The organism is Pseudomonas sp. OST1909 (genome assembly GCF_015277575.1).
GTDB classification, from domain to species: Bacteria; Pseudomonadota; Gammaproteobacteria; order Pseudomonadales; family Pseudomonadaceae; genus Aquipseudomonas; species Aquipseudomonas synxantha_A.
The window spans coordinates 1,186,297-1,204,325 of sequence record NZ_CP063780.1 but is presented as its reverse complement, the minus strand read 5'-3'; the positions used below and the strand labels follow the sequence as shown (position 1 = coordinate 1,204,325).

Genomic DNA, 18,029 nt, shown 5'->3' with positions numbered 1-18,029 from the left:
CTCCGATTTCTTTTAGCCTTGCGAGATATCCCCATGACCCATCGTATTATTATCGTCGGCGGCGGCGCCGGCGGCCTGGAGTTGGCTACCCGCCTGGGTAAGACTCTGGGCAAGCGCGGCAAGGCCAGCATCACGCTGGTTGACGCCAACCTGACTCACATCTGGAAGCCTCTGCTGCACGAAGTGGCTGCCGGCTCGCTGAACTCTTCGGAAGACGAACTCAATTACGTCGCCCAGGCGAAATGGAACCACTTCGAGTTCCAGCTTGGGCGCATGAGTGGGCTTGACCGTGAACAGAAGAAAATCCAGCTGGCCGCCACCCTCGATGAAGAAGGCCGCGAGCTGGTGCCCGCGCGCGTACTGGGCTATGACAGCCTGGTCATTGCCGTAGGCAGTACCACCAACGACTTCGGCACCGAGGGTGCGGCGCAGCATTGCCTGTTTCTCGATACCCGCAAGCAAGCCGAGCGCTTTCACCAACAACTGCTCAACCACTACCTGCGCGCCCATGCCGGACAAACCGATGCCGTTGAACAAATCAGCGTGGCCATCGTCGGTGCCGGCGCCACCGGGGTGGAGTTGGCCGCCGAGCTGCATAACGCAGCCCATGAACTGGCCGCCTATGGCCTGGACCGCATCAAACCGGAAAACATGCACATTACCCTGATCGAAGCCGGCCCGCGGGTATTGCCTGCCCTGCCGGAGCGGATCGGCGGCCCGGTGCATAAAACCCTGGAAAAACTCGGGGTGACCGTGCTGACCAACTCGGCGGTCAGCGAAGTAACCGCAGACGCGCTGATTACCAGCAGCGGCCAAGTGATCCCCGCCAGCCTCAAGGTATGGGCAGCCGGGATCCGCGCACCAGGTTTCCTCAAAGACATCGATGGCCTGGAAACCAACCGCATCAATCAGCTTCAGGTGCTGCAAACACTGCAAACCACCCGCGATGAAAACATCTTCGCCTTTGGCGATTGCGCCGCCTGCCCGCAACCTGGCACAGACCGCAATGTGCCCCCACGGGCCCAGGCTGCGCATCAGCAGGCTTCGTTGTTGGCCAAGTCGCTGAAATTGCGCATTGAAGGCAAGGATCTGCCGACCTACAAGTACACCGACTACGGCTCGCTGATCTCGCTGTCGCGGTTCTCGGCGGTAGGTAACCTGATGGGTAACCTGACTGGCAGCGTGATGCTGGAGGGCTGGTTGGCGCGGATGTTCTACGTGTCGCTGTACCGTATGCACCAGATGGCTCTGTACGGGTTTTTCCGCACGGCGATGCTGATGCTGGGCAGCAAAATTGGCCGAGGCACCGAACCGCGCCTCAAACTCCACTAACACTGTGGGAGGGGGCTTGCCCCCTCCCACAGGGGTTATGCGGAGAATTCAGGATTCGCGCGCGCAAAAAAAATCCCCGTATCTTTCGATACGGGGATTTTTAATATGGTCGGGGTAAGGGGATTCGAACTCCTGACATCCTGCTCCCAAAGCAGGCGCGCTACCGGACTGCGCTATACCCCGGTAAAAAAAAGGCGACCTTTCAGTCGCCTTCTTCGATCAGCGCTTTTGGCCTCTGATCTTAAGATTCGATTCCAGCCTGAACTGGTCTCAAAAATGGTGGGTCGTGTGGGATTCGAACCTACGACCAATTGGTTAAAAGACAATTGGTTTTAGTGCTTCAAAGCCCAGGATCGTGTTCGCTACACATGGCTATTCCCGTGGCCTCGCAGCCTCTAATGAACCCACATTAGAGGCTCCAAACCATGAAAATCACTGCGGTCGTTTCGACCAAAGGTGGCGTTGGTAAAACCACCATTGAGGCCAACCTTGGCGCATTTTGCGCGGACTCGGGCCTTCGCACCCTCCTAATCGATCTGGATCCCGCCCAGCCTTCGCTTTCTTCGTATTACCAATTGGTCGAGGAAGCTCAGGGCGGCATCTATGACCTGCTCGCGTTCAATATCACCGACTCCCTCAAGATCATCTCCAGCACGACGATTCCTAATCTGTCCCTGGTGATCTCGAACGACGTAAATAACCAATTGAACAGCTTGCTCCTGCAGGCACCGGACGGCAGATTGCGACTGGCCAATCTGATGCCGGCATTCGAAGGCCATTTTGACCTGGTACTGATTGACACCCAAGGTGCCAGATCGGCCATGTTGGAAATGGTAGTTCTCGCGTCTGACTTGGTCATATCCCCTCTTCCACCCAACATGCTCGCCGCACGCGAATTCAGCCGTGGAACCATGCAGATGTTGGATGGCCTCCGTGCATATGGGCGCCTGGGTATGAAAATTCCTCCCGTGCGGATCGCTATTAACAACCTTGATCAAACCACCGACGCGCAGGTGATCGAGCAGTCAGTCCGCGAAATATTCCAAGACAATGAAGAAATCAGCGTTTTGGACAGCATTATTCCCACTGCAGTGGTGTTTCGTAGCGCTGCGTCCCAAGGCGTTCCAGCACACCGCCTGGAATATCGCCAGCCTTCCAACCGCAAATCCCCAGCAGCCCTAGTCGTCATCCGGCAATTGGCCATTGAGCTCTTTCCAGAATGGCGCGACCGCTTCGAGGCCATGACCGAAGAGAAGGTGGCCAAATTGGTGAGGGAGGATCGTTGAGATGGCAAAGCCCTCTATCACCGATGCTCGCAGCATTTCTGCAGACGTCATCCTTGAGATTGGCAAGTACTACAGCGCTCAACAATTACGCAGCTTGCAAGCCAAACTTAGTGGTACCGCTCGTGACATCCATTCCCTGACAAGTGGTACGCATCTACCCGGCCGTATAGGCGCTCACTTGAGCTTTGAACAGCGTCAGCTTTTGCAGGACGCCGCGAAGCTCATTGAGTCTGTGAATTCGAACATAAAGCACGCAAAGGAGAAGCGCGGCCGCGACGAAAGCGTGGCCAAGCGGCTTCAACAAGCACGAGATGCAGAAGCTAAGCGACTGGTAGCTGAAACATATCTGAAACCTTTCGTCCCTGACCCAGCAGCTCTGGAACCTCTCCTGGACATTCTTAGAACAGCGCTGACGCTCAATCGCGCAGACGTTTTCAGGAATGGTTATTCCCCTGGTGTGTTCAATCTCAGGCTCCGTGATTACCTGTCGCCTGCCCGAACACGAAAGCTCATTGGCTGGACCAGCCCAAATGCGTTCTGGATAAGCACGGTGCTCTCCCTGCGCAATGACGTTGTGCAAGCTATCGAGCAGGAGATTGCTTACGACGATGGTTCCAGCGTCCAGGACCGTCTCAATGTGCTGAAACAGAAGGTTTCGGACTGTCGCGCCCAGGTTTACCTCTCAGTGGATGAAGAGGAAACACTGCGTCTTTGGTCAGAGGCGCTCTCCCCTCGTGACCAGCAGGAAGGGGGTGAGTGATGGATAAGCAAAGAGTGCTTGAAAAAGTTGCCAAATGCTTTGCACTGGCCAACTCCAATGGTGCATCGCCGAACGAAGTAGAAACAGCGCTTCGCCAGGCCCGAAACCTGATGAAACAGTACAACCTCGACGCCATCGAGGTCGCGGCTAATACGGTTGACGAAGCGAGCGTTGCCACCCATACCCGCCGAGCTCCTCAAGATTGGCTTCACCAGCTAGCTCAGACGTGTGCGCGAGCTTTCGATTGTCAACACCTCGCCTACCACAACCCATTACAGGGTTGGGCCTTCAAGTTCCTGGGCAAAGGTATCTCGCCAGAGCTCGCTGCACACGCGTACTCCGCACTGCATCACCAATTGGTGGCAGCGCGCCGTGTGCATGTGGCTCTACAAAAGCGATGCCAACTGAGAACCAAGCGCCGTAGGGGTGCCCTGTTCGCCGAAGGTTGGATAAACGCCGTGAGTTACAAAGTGGCTGAATTCGCCGGCTGTATGGACAGTGAAACAAGCGAAGCTATCAGCGCTTACTTGGAACACCACCATCCAACGATGAAAACCTTCGAGATCCAGTCCCACGAAGCCAAAGGACACGATACCGGGTCGCTGACCGCAGGTTGGAATCAAGGGCAAAACGTTCGGCTCCATCACGGTGTAGGGAAAACAGGCCACACCGATCTCATTTCGGGAGGTGGGCAATGACACGTCAATGTCTATCCCCTCTGGCGAAGGCTACCTTGGAGCATGCGCGCTCCCAATTGGGGCTGGTGCCGGTTCAAAAACATCATATTTGGACTGAGGCTGAAGAGCGCTTGCTCATTGCCCGCTATCCCAACGAAACGACCCAGGCCCTGGCCGATGAAATCGGACTCAGCGTCTATCAGGTTTATGCCAAGGCTAAACGCCTTGGCATATCCAAGAGCGCTGAATTCCTAAGCAGCCATCTCTGTGGCCGATTTGATGGTAGCTCAGGCACGGAGCACCGCTTTGCCAAGGGCACAACCCCTTGGAATAAAGGCGTCAAGGGACTTCCCTCCGTCGGCCGCATGGCAACAACACAGTTCAAGGCCGGCAACAGACCCGAGAACTGGCTCCCCGTTGGCAGCCTGCGCACAACACCAGATGGGTATCAACAGCGAAAAATCACTGACACCGGTTACCCACCAGTTGACTGGCAAGGTGTGCACATCCTGCTGTGGGAAGAGCATTACGGCCCCGTGCCTATCAACCAATGCGTGTGCTTCAAGGACGGTAATAAGGCCCATATCGCCCTCGACAATCTTGAGCTGCTCACACGAGCGGAGCGTATGCGCCGCAACTCCATCCATCGCTATCCGGAAGAGCTGAAGACCGTAATTCGCGCCGTCGGCAAGCTCAATCGAACCATTCGTGAGGCTGAACATGAAAAATAAGATTGAGGATCTCCGTAACCACCTGTTCGCCATTATTGAAGGCCTGCTGGATCCAGACAAGCCAATGGAACTCGATCGCGCCAAAGCCGTGGCCGAGGTTGCGCAGGTGATGATCAATTCGGCCAAGGTCGAAGTGGCGATGGTGAAGGCTCTGGACGCGGTTAGTGGAAGCGGCTTTATGCAGATAGGTCAGGAGCCGTTGAAATGAACCACCTCGACCTCTCACCCCCCCACTCCGTCGAGGCCGAACAAGGCGTATTAGGCGGGCTGCTGCTCGACAATAACGCCTGGGATCTCGTCGCGGACAAACTGGACTACTCGGACTTTTTTCGACACGACCATCGGCTTCTGTTCAAAACAATTGCCAGCCTGGCCGACAAGGCGATTCCGTTCGATATCGTGACGGTACATGACGCATTGGAGAATCCCGACGCAGCGGGTGGCCTCGCTTACCTCGGCGAGTTAGCCAAAAATACCCCGTCAGTGGCCAACATAGAGCACTACGCATTCATCGTACGTAACCGCTCTCAGCTCAGGCAGCTCATGACACTGGGCTACCAGTGCTCTCGCGAAGCTACAGATCCGCAGGCCGACGCAACGGAAGTTCAGGAGTCCATCGAGCAGCAACTCTTCGCCCTGGGGGAAGGTAAAAGCGCATCGGAATTCGTCAACATCAACCAGTGCCTGACGGCGGTCGTCGAACAAATCGATACGCACTTCAACGGTGATGTAGTTGTGACCGGTGTGCCTTCAGGGCTGGACGACCTGGACGAGATGACCTCTGGGTTCCAGGAAGCCGACTTGATCATCCTCGGCGCCCGTCCGTCGATGGGTAAAACCTCCCTGGCCTTGAACTTTGTGGATACAGCGCTGCAGGCAAAACCAGATCGTACGGTCCAGGTTTTCAGCATGGAGATGCCTGCAAAAGCACTGCTCTACCGATTGATGGCCATTCTTGGCCATCTCGATCTTGGCAAGCTGTTGAAGGGCAAGCTCGAAGACGAAGACTGGCCAAAACTGACCGCCGCAGTTTCGCGTATCGATAGCTACGGTGAGCGCCTGGTCATAGACGACTCATCAGGTCTTACACCTGGGGCGATCAGGGCCAAATCTCGTCGAGCTGCTCGCCGCTTCGGCCCCCCGAGTCTGATCCTGATCGATTACCTGCAGCTCATGCAATGCCCCGGTCATGAAAACAGGGCCAACGAAGTTAGCGTCATTTCCAGATCTCTCAAAGCATTGGCGAAGGAGATGAATTGCCCAGTGGTAGCGCTTTCTCAGCTCAATAGGGAGCTGGAACGCCGTCCTAACAAGCGCCCTATCAATGCCGACTTACGTGATAGCGGCGCCATCGAACAGGACGCGGATCTGATCATGTTCGTCTACCGCGACGAAAAGTATCACCCGGAGACCGAACACAAAGGCATTGCAGAAATCATCATCGGCAAGGCTCGTAATGGCCCGACCGGAACGGTGCGCACCGCCTTTATTCCACACCAAACTCGTTTTGCAAATCTCAGTGCTAGCAGTGGCTGGCAAGGAGTTCAGCCGTGAATAACATTCCCGCCATCACTCATTGGTGCCGACATTGTGACAGTCACCATCCGAAACATCAGGTGAGTGGAGCTGTACCGGCCTCTCCTGACGGTGAAGTGGACGTGCTGATTTGCCCAACCTGCAATAGCTATGGCATCGAGAAGCTTCTGGAGGTGCCAGATGCACAGTAACGCCTCGCTTTTCCCATGCATTAATGCCGGTGCGGGATTCGAATCCTCGGCCGTGGTTCACGCTCATAAAACTGGGATCAACCCCGTTGAACTGGACGCTCTTGCTCAAGCTATTGGTCGCCTTGCTCGTGACCACAGCACAGTGGTCCCGTTGAGTATGCGTGGCGATCTTCTGGAGTTTCAGAAGCTCGGTTACATCGAGGTATCCGAAACAGCAAGTTCAACGCTCACCGTCGAACTGCTCTGCGCAGGTGCGTTGCTCTCAAGCTACTTCTGGTCGGTTTGGGTTCCCCGTCATCTCCAAAGCTGCTCGTTGAAAGTGGCTGTGATGTCCCACCTGCAACATCCAGAGCCAGTTCAACACTGCAGCGTTGTATTCCGCGTGCCAGGCGCACGTGAAGCAACACGTCAATTTCTACATGAGCTGGGTACCAAGTTTCCTGGTGATCAGGCTGAAATCATTGCGATTCAGGCCGGCAACGTTCTGGCAGACAAGGATGTTGATCAATGACCGTCAGTCGTTTACGTGGACAGCACGAGAACCTTCGCCACTTGGTGGAGTTTGCTGAGGCTAACGGCTGGACCGTCTCTCGAACTCACGGTGGCCACATCAGATTCACCAAAGCTGGGCTTGGGTCCATTTACACCTCGTCGACCTCCTCCGATCACCGCTCAGGCCTCAACGCTAAGGCCCGACTTCGTCGCGCTGATCGGACTCAATCTCAACGTACTCAGGAAGCCATCTAATGCCTATTCGTCATTGCATCGTTCACTTGATCGACAAGAAGCCCGACGGCACACCTGCGGTCCTGCATGCCAGCCAACACGAATTGGCGAAGTCGCAAGCCCTGGAAAATATGCTGTCCGACTTCAACGAAGCCTACAACGCAAAACAAGGTAAAGCGTGGGGCTTCTTCCATGCAGAGTCCGGCGCATACCCTTTCAGTGGCTGGCTAAAGATGTACTTCGACGGTAACCAGGACTTCACGCAGTTTAGCCTGGAGGCAGTCGAGCACCTGCAACGATTGATTGAAGAGTCAAATCTGTCCACGGGTGGCCACGTGCTATTCGCGCACTATCAGCAAGGCATGACCGATTATCTGGCGATCGCCTTGCTGCAACACAGAGAAGGCGTGACGGTGACGGACGATTTGGACGTATCCCCTTCACGTCACCTCGACCTTGGCCAACTGCACCTGGCCGCGCGGATCAACGTGTCCGAGTGGCAGAACAACAAGCAAACAAAGCAGTACATCTCATTCCTCAAGGGCAAGAGCGGCAAGAAATTCTCGGAGTACTTTCGCGACTTCATCGGCTGCCAGGAAGGCGTCGACGGACCGGGCGAGACCCGTACCCTGCTCAAGGCGTTCAGCGACTTCGTTGAGAGCGAAGACCTACCAGAAGAATCCGCACGAGAGAAAACCAAGACCCTGGTGGACTATGCCAGTAGCCAGGCCAAACTCGGCGAGCCCATGGGCCTAGAAGAACTGTCGGGCTTGATCGATGAGGATCGGCCAAAAGCGTTCTACGACCACATACGCAACAGCGACTATGGTTTGTCGCCGGAAATCCCGGCGGATAAGCGCACCCTCAACCAGTTCCGCCGTTTCACCGGCCGCGCCGAAGGCTTGTCCATCAGCTTCGAAGCGCACCTGCTAGGCGACAAGATTGAGTACGACGAGGCTTCAAGCACGCTCATCATCAAAGGTTTGCCTACCCAACTCAGTGATCAGTTGAAACGTCGCTGAACATACCCCTGCCCGATAAGTAATGGAGAACGCTATGAGCAATGAAACCAAACGTCAGCTCGAAGAAAAATTCGTAGTCCGCCTTCCGGACGGAATGCGCGAGCGAATCGCACTGCAGGCACGTGAAAACACCCGGTCAATGAACTCGGAAATCGTTCACCGCCTGGAAGCGACCGCAGGGCTTGAAGCCGCTTTGGATCGAGCCCACAAGATCATTGACCAACTTTTGGCTGCAGCTCCGGCCAATGAGCAACCTGGGGCAAGACCATGAAACCGTCATTGGCCCAGACCATGAAAGAAAAGCTGCAGCTTCCTGGCTTTGAATCCAAGTCTCCAGCTGCTGCTCGCTTGAGCGACCCCATCGTCGACACACCAATGTTGCTGACATTGGACGAGACGCTGCCGTATGACGAAAACCCACGGACCACACGCAACCCCAAATACGACGACATCAAGGAGTCGATACGTCAGCGTGGGCTGGATTCGCCACCGCCCGTAACCCGTAAGCCTGGTGAGGAGAAGTTTCGGATCAGGAACGGCGGTAACACTCGCCTCGCGATTCTCAATGAATTGTATAGGGAGACCGGGGACGAGAAATTCTTCAGGTTCCATTGCCTGTTTCGTCCGTGGGATGCAGTCAGGGGGGAGATTATTTCTCTTACCGGACACTTGGCCGAAAACGATCTGCAGGGTCAGCTTCTTTTCATCGAGCGGGCAATCGGTGTTGATAGGGCAAGAGCGCTCTATGAGGAAGAAGCTGGGCAGCCCATTTCGCTACGTGAACTTTCTAGGCGACTCGGAGCCGACGGATATCCAATTTCGGCATCACACTTGAGCCGCATGCTGGATGCAATCCGTTATTTGTTACCTACGATTCCTGGTGTGCTGTACTCCGGACTCGGAGTAGACCGGATCATAAAGCTACTATCTCTGCGCAAGACAGCTTTTCAATGCTGGGAGCGAAATTACCAGCAGCAAGAAAAAGAGCTGCCTCTTGAGTTTGAAACAGTCTTCCAAGATGTTCTCTCTCAGTTTGAGGGAGATGCCGAAGAGTTTCTATTTCAGCGCTTTCAAGACGAGTTGATCGCGCAACTGCAAAAGCCGCTGAATCTAGGGTACGAGAAAATCCTGCTGGAGATTACCCAGAATCAGGACCAACTGCGCAGATCCACACCGATACTCGAACTACCTCAGCCCACCATAACCTTCGGCAGTGTGCCGCAGGGTGGTAGCTCGACCGAGGGCGGTAACAATCCCCCTCAAAATCCGGTACCACAATCGCCCTCCCACCAAACCGGGGGATGGATTGAAACGAGCACTACACAACAAAAAAGCAAAGAGCCAATCAAGCCGCAGCTCACGCCTCCGCCCTTGGAACAAATGAGTCAGGAGGAACAGAAGAGCCGGCTAGACGGACACGTTGCGAGCCCGGTGAAAACATCTGCCCGGGTCGAAAAGATGAAGCGCGAAGTCGCAGCGCTTGATGGGGAAATACTGCCTGACTTTGCTGCCAATGCTTTGGTGGCCATCCCGGTCCAAGCCGGCGGGCTGAATCCAATTTCTGACCTCTGGTACATCGAACGTGAGATCGATAATCCGGTCACCCTGCGTCAGCATATAGCTCAGTTGGCGCGTGAAGTAGCGAGTTCAGTAAAAGCACCAGGTGAGTTCCTAGACGTCAACGGTGGGGTGGGCTTTAGCTATCGCCATCCCAGTGAAGACGTTGAAGTCACTGCCACAGCTCAGCATACCTTGACGCTCCTCCAGTCATTAAGCGGATCGATTGCTATCGCACTGAAGATGATTCAGCAACAGCCCGAATTGCAGGCTGAACAGGCTGACTCTCTTGCCGATTTTGAATTTGCTGCAGGCCTCGGCCAGATCCTGTTAGGTCAACCCTATGTCAAGGATCAATCGCCAGAAAACGAAAACCGTCTTGGTGATGGCGCCCTAGTGAAGCTGTTTCGAATCATTCGTCTTGCACGACGTTTGATCGACTTAGAAATCAAGTCTATGGCCAACAACGGTCCGAATTCACCTAGCTGATCTGGTCGATGGCAGGGAGAGAGTCAGATGTCCAAAACACCTATCAATGAAGCAATCCTGTCTCAGGTACTGCACCACATGCGCAACGGCCAACTCCGTCGCTGCATTGAGATGGGATTGGAGCCCGAAATTTTGGCCCAGCTTCAACAACCCTCAGTGCTGAGCTTACTGCTTAACACTCCCGTTTCCTGGTGCAACGTCACGATTGATGGGGACATGGTGAAGAAGCTACTGACCGGGGCACAACGTTCTGACGAAGAAGTCCGCATGATTGAACGTGCTCTTCGATTGGGCGCTACGACGCAGATGCTGCAACAGTTCTTTGGCTTGTCCCCGCAAGACGTCGCCCTGCAACGGCTGGTGATCGGCGTAACGGCACGACGTGGTCGATGGAGAGAGTTCAGTGAAGAAATGGATGCTCAACTTTGGTACCGGTGGACCCACCTGATGAAAGAACATCAGGTTGAATTAGACGATAGCCTGGCGTTGCTGGACGTGGCCATGTTGGTGGCAGAAGAACTCAATGCCCCACAGGGCGCCGACTCAACTGAAGGCACGGAAAACCTCAGCTTGGCGATTATCTGGCACCGCGTTCAGTCTTGGATCAGAGACGGCCTTTATCCGCCTTCGCATCCTAACGCTGGATTAACAAAGAAATTGAAGCTGGTGTCATCGACAAACCATCAGCTGGCTCAACCGGTAGTGACATTGGGGCAAGGTGACAACGATCTATGAAGTTGTCCCGGCTCCCCTTCTCGACACTTCTGGACTCTGCATCAGGGCATCTTGAGGCTCATCTTCGTCAGAAAAAAGAGTTAACGCCACCGGGTTTAGAGGGCTCAGCGCTCTACTCCGGCATTATTTTCAGCGGTAACCCTCATGAGACAGTTCCTCGTCAACTGCTTCTGGATGATCGACTGTCTCCGCTTGAACGAAACACCTGGCAGGTTTTCCGCCTACTGATTAATGACGACGGCCTGACGGCGTTCCCCACCTATGAGCAGTTACGGCCATACCTGGGCATGCTACCCGGCAGACCGGCGTCCCGCGAAACCGTATCAAAAGCCTTAGTTACCCTTCGCCTGACTCGCTGGCTAAGCCTGGGTCGTCGAGTACGTAATGACCTCAGTGGTCAGGTTCAAGGCAACGTCTACCTCCTTCACGATGAACCCGTAACACCCGGTGAAGCACTGGAGTTCGACAAAGACTATCTGCAGTTACTCGCTCAATCTGTGGAGCATCAGACCAAGGCGATTCGTGAAGTCGCTGAAATTGCCTGGAAAGAGTTCGCCGCGGATCCGGAGGTTGGTGAGCGCTTACCAACTCGGTTGAACATCATCGAAGCTCGCTTGAACAGTCAGTCATGGGTTCAGGCAACTGCCCTGCAGCCTTTGACTGCGCCTGAGTTCGGTATCCGAACTCAGCAAAATACACCTGCCTCCACACTGAGTTCGGATTCCGAACTCAGTGAAATCAGCGATAAGCGAATCGCTTTTGAGCTGAGTTCGGAATCCGAACCCAGACGTAAATCACTGAGTTCGGACTCAGTTCGGAATCCGAACTCATATAGTACGTATACAGATACAAACAAAGATGGTTGTAAAAGCTCTGTACATGTACCGCCCACGTCAGATGACACGGCTGCAGATTTCCTCGATGCCCTGCACCGGCTGCCCACGGATCAGAAACAGAGTGCCCTAGTGGCGTTGCAGAAAGTCCCTCCAGAGGTAAAACCTGCTCTCATCAAGCAATGGGTGCACCGTTGTGACATGGGAAGCGTTCGAAACCCTTTGGGGTATCTGATGACGCTAGTCACCACGGCGGTACGAGGCGATTTCAACAGCAACTGGAAACCGGATGAAAAACCACGTCCCGGTCACATGAACACTGATAGACAACCGACGGGCTCAAGCACCGTGGAAGTTGCTCAACCGGTAAAAGCGATGGTGACCCCACGCAACCCGGAATCAATACAAACCGCGAATCAAACACTTAGCGAGATGCTGCATCTGCTAAAGCCTAACCGGAGTGCAAATCCATGACTCTGGGCGAAAGTATCAATCAATCACGCAGAGTGGGCCACACCACTACACCTGTTACAGATATCTTTGACGGCAGCGTATTGGGTGATGCGAAACGCATCACCCTACCTGGATTCGATATTGGTGGTCGCAGCCACTTAAGTGTTGTGGCCCACAACACTCACTCAGGATCCGATATCGGTAGTCGCAGCCACTTAAGTGTTGTGGCCCACAACACTCAATCAGGATCCGATATCGGTAGTCGCAGCCACTTAAGTGTTGTGGCCCACAACACTCAATCAGGATCCGATATCGGTAGTCGCAGCCACTTAAGTGTTGTGGCCCACAACACTCAATCAGGATCCGATATCGGTAGTCGCAGCCACTTAAGTGTTGGCCCACAACACTCAATCAGGATCCGATATCGGTAGTCCCACAACACTCAATCCATATCGGTAGTCGCAGCCACTTAAGTGTTGTGGCCCGGTAGTCGCAGCCATTCAGTGTTTTGGCCCACAGACTCAATCAGGATCAATCAGGATCGATATCGGTCAATGACACTCAATCAGGATCCGATATCGGTAGTCGCAGCCACTTAAGTGTTGTGGCCCACAACACTCAATCAGGATCCGATATCGGTAGTCGCAGCCACTTAAGTGTTGTGGCCCACAACACTCAATCAGGATCCGATATCGGTAGTCGCAGCCACTTAAGTGTTGTGGCCCACAACACTCAATCAGGATCCGATATCGGTAGTCGCAGCCACTTAAGTGTTGTGGCCCACAACACTCAATCAGGATCCGATATCGGTAGTCGCAGCCACTTAAGTGTTGTGGCCCACAACACTCAATCAGGATCCGATATCGGTAGTCGCAGCCACTTAAGTGTTGTGGCCCACAACACTCAATCAGGATCCGATATCGGTAGTCGCAGCCATTCAGGGGTTTTGGCCCTCCTACTATATGAAGAAGCCTCAACAAATCCCCTTCCGTCTGACTATGGATTTATTGCTGCGTCCGTAGCAGCCCAATTGCAGCATGGCCATGTCAATCCTCTTTCCAAGGAATAACTGCACCATGGCTGACAATTACCGGCTCAATATTGGCTCACTACGCAGCGATGTGAAGCTCACCCTTCACACGCATCACGCTGCACGGATCTGGATGGGACGCCCAAAAAACGATCTCAAGGTCGGCATCATCGGATTGTCTGGCTTCTGCACTGTAGTCAATCGAATGTCACGTGGCGCCCAGCAGGATGATCCGTATTCAGATTGGTGGATGATCCAGTTGGAAGAGAAAATCCGGGATTCAAAGGAGGCACTCAAAACCATCGAAGATCGTCTCGACACAGCCATGGCTTCCCTTCCCCCGGCTATCAGTATCAGCGAGAACCTGTCCATCCAGCCTGTCAGCCTACCTCTGTACATCGCCAATCCACTCGGCTTCCAAGCCGTGTACCTGCTGACCAACTACGACGAAATTGTCAGGCGCATTTTGCTGGCCCAGCACGTCGGTCTGGTCGGTCGTCACGATATGGAAACTTGGATCGATGAAGGCGCAGCCGTGCTGCGTAGACTTTTTGGCCTGGCCCAGATCTATAAATACTCCGGCGCTACACGCGATGACTTCGCCGCCAACAATGCCAAGGCTGAAGCAGCCCGCAAAATGTACGAGCGTTACGGTGAGCTGCCGCAGGACGTCCTGGAGGGCACCCGCCGTTCAAACTTTGCTCCCCCCATCATTCGAGGCCAACAGCAGTCCGAGGCGAGTGATCCCTATGATGATGCCGAGGAAGGCTGATGGTCATGGGCCAGACATCCTCAGAAGACAGCGTGCTGCAACAGACCGCCTTCCGACCACTGCAACAGGATGCCTTCCAACGACTGCAACAGGCTGCCTCACTAAAAGGCCTTTTAAAGCCTTTTAAAGGTAAGGGGGAGCTGAGCCAATTTGCCGATCTATGCCGGGTTCAAGAATCGGAATTGAAAGCACTTGCCCAGGAAGTGCTGAGCCAGGCTCGCCGATATCCATTCACCCTTGTGCCAGTTCGCCTGACCGAACAGAACACCCAGGCCGGAACTCAATTTCTGAGATGGCAGCAGGTGACGGACCGCCGAATGGGCGTCGGTGTTTGGGCAGACATGATGGGTTCATCCAGAACACCGGAAGCCATGCTGCAGGACTTGTACGCAATGGAACTGCAGCGCATCACGCTGAACATGCAAATGAGCTTGATGCACTCAATTGCCAAACAGGCCGCCGAGTGCGCCGAAAAAATGGGCCAGGCAGAGGCCGTGTACACCGCTCGACTGCAGCAGCTCACCAATCAAACGCAACATCCATAACCTCGGAGAATACTCATGTCTACACCCGTACAAGGCTGGGAAGGCAATATCGGTTCAACCCCGGAATTCAAAGAGTTCCCCAACGGCAATAAGGACCCACGGAGGCTCATGCGGGTCAACGTCTACTTCGACAATTCGATTCCGGACGGTAAAGGTGGATTCGAAGATCGTGGTGGGTTCTGGGCGAACGTCGAGTGGTGGCACAAGGATGCTGAACACTACTCGCACCTGTTTCAGAAGGGCATGCGCGTGATCGTTTCCGGCCGAGCCGTCATGGATCGCTGGGAAAAAGATGGTGAGGAAAATGCGGCTCTGAAAGTTCAAGCCTCGCGGGTCGCCATCTTGCCGCACAGGATTGCGAGCGTGACCCTGGCACCGTCACAGAGCCAAGGCAGCACGTCACGTGATCAATCCAGTCCGCAACCTGCCCCTGATTTCGACGACTACCCGGACCCCGACCGTCAGTTCTGATTGCAGGGGCTTAATTTCGGCCCCCCAATCGTGAAGCTCGTGGTGGAGGGTAAACATCAACGTCTTTCCCTCCCCAATCGTGAAGCCTTAAGGTGTATGACAATGCGGGACGATGATGAAGTGAGGTGTCCAGATGGCTGGCTTCTGGTAGCAGCAGATCACCCCACGTTGGGACGGCTGTACTGGCGGTACTGTGATGAGCGCGACGTCAACGCAGCAGACTTCTACGGTATAACCGATAACATTCGACTCGCCTCCTGGATAAAGGCTGGTTGGCGTGATAAAGACGTCTGGGCTAATGACTACAGTGACATGAGCTCATTCGTCGCACGAAGATTCATACAAGAGCTTTTGAACCCTGATCGCTACGACACCAACTATTTCGAACTTTTCAACTGGGATGATGAGTCTGAGGATCTTGAGCTTCATGGCGATTTACACGATTTTCAACGACGAAGTGGTCAGTCCGTCGAGTTTTTCGTGCATTGGTTAAGGGCCGCCAATTGGTTCGACATCCCGGCACCTGGCTGCAACGCTTTGCCGTAAAAAATCGCGCCGTGCGCGGATCTGCTGGTAGATGAATTTGAGCATCGAGGAGCAACCGGCATGGGTGATAACGCTTTTTTGCCTAAGACCTCTGACAAGCGAAGTTGCAACAACCCTCACCTGACGGTTATTGCCACTGGTGCGGCCGCTGCGCGGAAAGGGCTACGGGTGTATGACTGCCCTTACCAACATCCCGCTATGCGTGCGTCGTGGCTAAAGGGCTTTGCCCAGGCACAGCAGCTCTCGCTGGACCTATAGCCGCTTAATGCCCTCCCCCGCGTATTGACCATTTCCTATTGAAGCCCTACCCGCCTGACGCAACAGTCCCGCTCTGATTATTTGAGAGGGACACACCGTGAAGCTATTGATCATCGAGGCACCTGGTAAGCTGAAAAAGCTCCAGCCAATGATGAAGAAGCTACGCCCAGGCGAAGACTGGCAGGTGGTTGCCAGTGGTGGGCACATCCGCGATCTGCCCGCCAAAGGTCAGGACGACAGCATGATCACCACCGGAGTACGTAGAAACTACACACCGGTGTACGAGATCCTGGATAAGAGCGCCAGGGCCGTCAAAACGATCAAGGCCGCAGCGAAACAGGCCAGTGAAATTTATCTCGCAACCGACCCTGATCGTGAAGGTGAAAGCATAAGCTGGCACATCCAGCAGGTACTGGCGGTCAAAAACTACAAACGCATTACCTTCAATGAGATCACTCTCAAGCGCGTTGAAGAGGCACTGGCCAATCCACGACAAATCGATCTGAACAGGGTTGCCTCACAGGAGTGCCGGCGTGTTTTGGATCGCTTGGTGGGCTACCTGGTGACCCAAGAGTTGCGGCGCCTGATGGGCAAACCTACTTCTGCTGGGCGCGTTCAATCCCCTGCAGTCTTTCTGGTAGTTTTGCGCGAGCGCGAGATCCGTAACTTTCAGGTGATCAATCACTTCGGCGTGCGCCTGATCTTTGCCGACATGAATCGGGACACCACTTGGTATGCGGAGTGGCAGCCTGTACCGGACTTTGTAAGCAAGGACTTCCCTTTTGTTCAGGATAGCAACCTGGCTCAGCACGTCGCCGGGACTCGAAATGTGGTAGTGGAGTTTTGCGAGGATCGCAAGGTCGAGCGTCATCCTCCCGCACCATTCATCTCATCGACTCTTCAACAGGCAGCCAGCAACGCGTTGAAATGGGACCCCGATAAAACCATGCAAGTGGCCCAGCGCTTGTACGAGCAAGGAGTGATCACTTATCACCGAACGGACAACCCCAATGTCCCAGACGAAGCCATGGTAGATGTTCGAACGGTGGCCAACGCTCTTGGGATGAAGGTCGTGAATGAACGACGCATGTTCAAAGCTGCAGAAGGCGCGCAGGAAGGTCACCCTGCCATCACACCTACCTATTGGTCCGAAAGGTCAGCCGGTGAAAACGATGACGAACTGGCCCTGTACAAGTTGATCTGGGTTCGGGCGTTGGCCAGCCAGCTCGAAGCCGCTGTCTACGACGTGCGTACTGCGAAACTGCTCGCCGTTGGTCCTGGCGGCAAAGCGCTGCGCTTCACTGCATCGGGCAAAACATTCTGCCATCCGGGATGGCTGAAGCTACTCAAGGGTGATGATACCGATGAGGACGAAGACGCAGAAGCAGACAACCCTGTGCCAGCGCTCTCCCCAAAACAGATTCTCTCAGTCCACAACGGCGAACTGTTGAAGAAGAAAACTCAACCACCGTCACGCTACACCAAGGCCAGCCTGATCAAAGAAATGGAACGGCGCGGTATCGGTCGCCCCAGTACGTTCGCCTCGATCTTGAAGAACATCACCAGCAAAGGACTGATTGAGGAGAAAAGCCGCAAGCTGGTACCGGCGCCGCTGGGGGAGGAAACGATTGCGAAGCTCGAGGGGTTCTTCAGTTTCGTGGAGCTGGATTTTACGCGGGAGCTGGAGCGCGATTTGGACAAAATCGCCCAGGGACAAGACACCTACGGCGCCGTCGTTGCACGTTTGCATAAGCGCCTGGAAGAGGAACTGTCTCAGCAACGTGGGATGCCAAGTGTGCCAATGGCGTCAGCTCCACGCCCAGCCACAGCAGGTGGCGCTTTCAACTGTCCCAAATGCAGTCAGCCCCTCGCAAGGCGGCAGAAAAAAGGGGACGGTGGTTATGACTTCTGGGGGTGTACCGGCTTCAAATCGAATGGGTGCAAGGTGAGTTTTCCAACCTTGAATGGCAAACCCGATCTCAAAAAGCCCAGAGGGATGTAACTTCCAACATTGCCAACATAAATCACCGCCACGCCGATACGCATTAACCCTAGAAGCCCGCTCCCCTATACCTGACA

At 54.6% G+C, this 18,029-nt stretch carries 20 protein-coding genes and 1 tRNA gene; 20 read left to right on the top strand and 1 reads right to left on the bottom strand.

The annotated features are described in order from the left end of the window. The first annotated feature begins 33 nt into the window (after nt 1-33). The gene (locus IH404_RS05290; protein WP_005784669.1) at nt 34-1,332 is read left to right on the top strand and encodes an NAD(P)/FAD-dependent oxidoreductase; all 1,299 of its coding nucleotides are present in this window, start codon (nt 34-36) and stop codon (nt 1,330-1,332) included. Nucleotides 1,333-1,438: 106 nt separating this feature from the next. Here IH404_RS05290 and IH404_RS05285 read toward each other — a convergent pair. Next, nucleotides 1,439-1,515, bottom strand: a tRNA-Pro gene (locus IH404_RS05285). 242 nt (nt 1,516-1,757) lie between these two features. Between IH404_RS05285 and IH404_RS05280 the strand changes: the two genes are divergently transcribed. From IH404_RS05280 to topA, 19 genes are all read left to right on the top strand, one after another. Beyond that, nucleotides 1,758-2,618 carry a ParA family protein gene (locus IH404_RS05280; RefSeq protein WP_194440115.1) on the top strand — a complete coding sequence of 287 codons (861 nt, stop codon included), beginning with the start codon at nt 1,758-1,760 and terminating at the stop codon, nt 2,616-2,618. A 1-nt stretch (nt 2,619) separates the two neighbouring features. Then, on the top strand, nt 2,620-3,378 hold the full coding sequence (locus IH404_RS05275) for a hypothetical protein (RefSeq protein WP_194440114.1): 759 nt from the start codon (nt 2,620-2,622) through the stop codon (nt 3,376-3,378). Continuing rightward, nucleotides 3,378-4,076 (top strand): DUF2786 domain-containing protein, encoded by a 699-nt coding sequence (locus tag IH404_RS05270; protein ID WP_194440113.1) that lies wholly within the window; start codon nt 3,378-3,380, stop codon nt 4,074-4,076. Before IH404_RS05275 ends, IH404_RS05270 begins: the two co-directional genes overlap by 1 nt. Then, a complete protein-coding gene (locus IH404_RS05265) occupies nt 4,073-4,786 on the top strand; it encodes an HNH endonuclease signature motif containing protein (RefSeq protein ID WP_194440112.1) in 714 nt (237 codons plus the stop codon). The genes IH404_RS05270 and IH404_RS05265 overlap by 4 nt, the downstream gene beginning before the upstream one ends. Further along, nucleotides 4,776-4,994, top strand: coding sequence for a hypothetical protein (locus IH404_RS05260; protein ID WP_194440111.1), 219 nt, complete (start codon nt 4,776-4,778; stop codon nt 4,992-4,994). Before IH404_RS05265 ends, IH404_RS05260 begins: the two co-directional genes overlap by 11 nt. Beyond that, a complete protein-coding gene (gene dnaB / locus IH404_RS05255) occupies nt 4,991-6,340 on the top strand; it encodes a replicative DNA helicase (protein ID WP_194440110.1) in 1,350 nt (449 codons plus the stop codon). The genes IH404_RS05260 and dnaB overlap by 4 nt, the downstream gene beginning before the upstream one ends. A 162-nt stretch (nt 6,341-6,502) precedes the next feature. Continuing rightward, on the top strand, nt 6,503-7,024 hold the full coding sequence (locus tag IH404_RS05250) for a hypothetical protein (protein ID WP_194440109.1): 522 nt from the start codon (nt 6,503-6,505) through the stop codon (nt 7,022-7,024). After that, nucleotides 7,021-7,260: a type II toxin-antitoxin system HicA family toxin gene (locus IH404_RS27780; protein ID WP_242462645.1), complete on the top strand. Its 240-nt coding sequence runs from the start codon at nt 7,021-7,023 to the stop codon at nt 7,258-7,260. Before IH404_RS05250 ends, IH404_RS27780 begins: the two co-directional genes overlap by 4 nt. After that, nucleotides 7,260-8,261: a nucleoid-associated protein YejK gene (gene yejK, locus IH404_RS05245; RefSeq protein WP_194440108.1), complete on the top strand. Its 1,002-nt coding sequence runs from the start codon at nt 7,260-7,262 to the stop codon at nt 8,259-8,261. Before IH404_RS27780 ends, yejK begins: the two co-directional genes overlap by 1 nt. A 34-nt stretch (nt 8,262-8,295) precedes the next feature. Continuing rightward, nucleotides 8,296-8,532, top strand: coding sequence for an Arc family DNA-binding protein (locus IH404_RS27955; RefSeq protein WP_194440107.1), 237 nt, complete (start codon nt 8,296-8,298; stop codon nt 8,530-8,532). Continuing rightward, entirely contained in the window at nt 8,529-10,307 is a 1,779-nt protein-coding gene (locus tag IH404_RS05235) for a ParB family protein (RefSeq protein WP_194440106.1), read from the top strand. The genes IH404_RS27955 and IH404_RS05235 overlap by 4 nt, the downstream gene beginning before the upstream one ends. A 27-nt stretch (nt 10,308-10,334) precedes the next feature. Then, the gene (locus IH404_RS05230) at nt 10,335-11,042 is read left to right on the top strand and encodes a DUF2857 domain-containing protein (protein WP_194440105.1); all 708 of its coding nucleotides are present in this window, start codon (nt 10,335-10,337) and stop codon (nt 11,040-11,042) included. Next, nucleotides 11,039-12,349, top strand: a complete 1,311-nt coding sequence (locus tag IH404_RS05225; protein WP_194440104.1) for an STY4528 family pathogenicity island replication protein — start codon at nt 11,039-11,041, stop codon at nt 12,347-12,349. The genes IH404_RS05230 and IH404_RS05225 overlap by 4 nt, the downstream gene beginning before the upstream one ends. A 1,055-nt stretch (nt 12,350-13,404) precedes the next feature. Next, the gene (locus IH404_RS05220) at nt 13,405-14,130 is read left to right on the top strand and encodes a PFL_4669 family integrating conjugative element protein (RefSeq protein WP_194440103.1); all 726 of its coding nucleotides are present in this window, start codon (nt 13,405-13,407) and stop codon (nt 14,128-14,130) included. Between the two features lie 5 nt (nt 14,131-14,135). Then, on the top strand, nt 14,136-14,675 hold the full coding sequence (locus tag IH404_RS05215; protein ID WP_194440102.1) for a DUF3158 family protein: 540 nt from the start codon (nt 14,136-14,138) through the stop codon (nt 14,673-14,675). Nucleotides 14,676-14,690: 15 nt separating this feature from the next. Beyond that, complete coding sequence (locus IH404_RS05210; protein ID WP_194440101.1) at nt 14,691-15,146, top strand: single-stranded DNA-binding protein; 456 nt, start codon at nt 14,691-14,693, stop codon at nt 15,144-15,146. A 102-nt stretch (nt 15,147-15,248) separates the two neighbouring features. Then, nucleotides 15,249-15,692, top strand: coding sequence for a hypothetical protein (locus IH404_RS05205; protein ID WP_194440100.1), 444 nt, complete (start codon nt 15,249-15,251; stop codon nt 15,690-15,692). Between the two features lie 60 nt (nt 15,693-15,752). Next, nucleotides 15,753-15,950, top strand: a complete 198-nt coding sequence (locus IH404_RS05200; RefSeq protein ID WP_044275449.1) for a CrpP family ICE-associated protein — start codon at nt 15,753-15,755, stop codon at nt 15,948-15,950. A 97-nt stretch (nt 15,951-16,047) separates the two neighbouring features. Beyond that, nucleotides 16,048-17,952 (top strand): type I DNA topoisomerase, encoded by a 1,905-nt coding sequence (topA, locus tag IH404_RS05195; protein ID WP_194440099.1) that lies wholly within the window; start codon nt 16,048-16,050, stop codon nt 17,950-17,952. The last annotated feature ends 77 nt before the right edge of the window (nt 17,953-18,029 follow it).